At 57.6% G+C, this 1833-nt stretch carries 2 protein-coding genes; one reads left to right on the forward strand and one right to left on the reverse strand.

Annotated features, from left to right (window positions below; translation table 11 throughout):
• A partial coding sequence (locus M0974_RS27515; RefSeq protein ID WP_297844632.1) for an AMP-binding protein occupies positions 1 to 811 on the reverse strand: 811 nt, incomplete at its 3' end.
• A gap of 199 nt (positions 812 to 1010) precedes the next feature.
• Here M0974_RS27515 and M0974_RS27520 point away from each other — a divergent pair.
• Positions 1011 to 1833: alpha/beta fold hydrolase (locus M0974_RS27520; RefSeq protein ID WP_297844634.1), on the forward strand; the 823-nt coding region annotated here is incomplete at its 3' end.

The following is a 1833-nucleotide window of genomic DNA, read 5'->3' on the forward strand; positions in this document are numbered from 1 at the left end:
AGATATGATAGAGCGGCAACGGCGCGATCATCACCTCGCCGCCCTCCTTGAACATCGGCGCGCCATCTGGCCCGTGCTGCAGGAAGCAGGCATGCACCTGCTGCATGTTGGCCACCAAGTTGCCATGGCTGAGCATTGCGCCTTTGGGCTGGCCGGTGGTGCCGCCGGTGTATTGCAACACGGCGATGTCATCAAGGGTAAGTTTTACCCCTTGCAAAGGGTGACCACGTCCCAGCTTCAATACGCTTTTGAACGAGACTGCCTGGGGCAGATTAAAGGCCGGGACCATCTTCTTGACCTTATCGATCACAGTGTTGATCAGCCAACCCTTGGCTGCCGATTGCAGATCGCCCATTTTCACTTCGATCAGGTACTGAATGTCGGTGTCGGGCAGCACTTCCTGCACCAGCTTGCCGAACACGTTCAGATAAACCAATGCGCGAGCGCCGGAATCCTTGAACTGCAGACGCATTTCCCGAGCGGTGTACAGCGGGTTGGTGTTGACCACAATCAACCCGGCACGCAATGCCCCAAATACAGCAATCGGGTATTGCAGCACGTTGGGCATTTGCACGGCGATGCGGTCGCCAGGCTGCAAATCAGTATGCTGTTGCAAATAAGCGGTGAAGGCGGCTGAGTGGCGTTCCAGCTCGGCATACGTCAGCGTCACCCCCAAATTGCTGAAGGCCGGGCGATCAGCGAACTTCTTGCAGCAACGCTCGAACACCTCGACGATTGATTTGTACGCGTTGAGGTCTATCTCAGGCAGCACGCCTGCGGGGCGTTTATCGTTCCAGAAATCAGGTTGCATTGTTTTTATGTCCTCTTACCTGAGTGTGTCTGGCCCGCCGCATTCAAGGCGGGGCTTGCCGGACGTTAGCAGTTAACGCGCACAAGGCAAATACCGTGCGACGCGTCATCAACCGCGTGAATCTTGTGGGTGGTCGGACTGCAATTTGTCTATAGGCCTACACTGGTTAATAGATGTCATAGCGTTACAAGGAATTTCCATGAATCACTCTGCCTTCTGGCTTGATGCCAGTGACCGCAGCCGACTTTACGTCCATCACTGGCACCCGACGATTACCCCAAAAGCCGTTGTCATGCTGTCCCACGGCATGGCCGAACACGGAGGCCGTTACCAACGGTTCGGCGAAGCATTGAGCGAGGCCGGGTTCGCGCTTTACGTTCCGGACCAGCGCGGCCATGGTAAAACGGCCGCCCATGGCGTTCTTGGGCACTATGCGGACGACCAAGGCTGGAGCAAGGTGGTGGGTGATCTCGCCAGCCTGAACCAATACATCAGGCAAAAGCACCCTGCCCTTCCGGTCTTTCTGATGGGCCATAGCATGGGCAGCTACATTGCCCAAGCGTACCTGTTGCACCACAGCGCCAGCTTGCAGGGGGCGATTCTCAGCGGCTCGAATTTTCAGCCCGTTTCGCTCTACCGCAGCGCCAGCGTGATTGCGCGTATGGAGCGTTGGCGCCAAGGCGGCACGGGACGCAGTGCCTTGATCGAGTGGCTGTCGTTCGGGGCATTCAACAAACACTTCAAACCTATACGCACGGCGTTCGACTGGCTGAGCCGCGACCCTCAAGAGGTCGACCACTACATCAATGATCCACTGTGCGGCTTTCGCTGCACCAATCAATTTTGGATCGACCTGCTGGCGGGGCTGCAGCAAATCAGTAAACCGACGAACCTCGCGCAGATCGACCCAAGCCTGCCGCTGCTGATAATAGGCGCTGTTGCCGGAGCCGCCACTCTGGTACTGATCTTTCGCCGGCGGTACCGTGTCGCACGGGTTTTCGCGGCGACGGCGGTCGGAGCGG

This window comes from Pseudomonas sp., from assembly GCF_026224925.1.
Taxonomy (GTDB): Bacteria; Pseudomonadota; Gammaproteobacteria; order Pseudomonadales; family Pseudomonadaceae; genus Aquipseudomonas.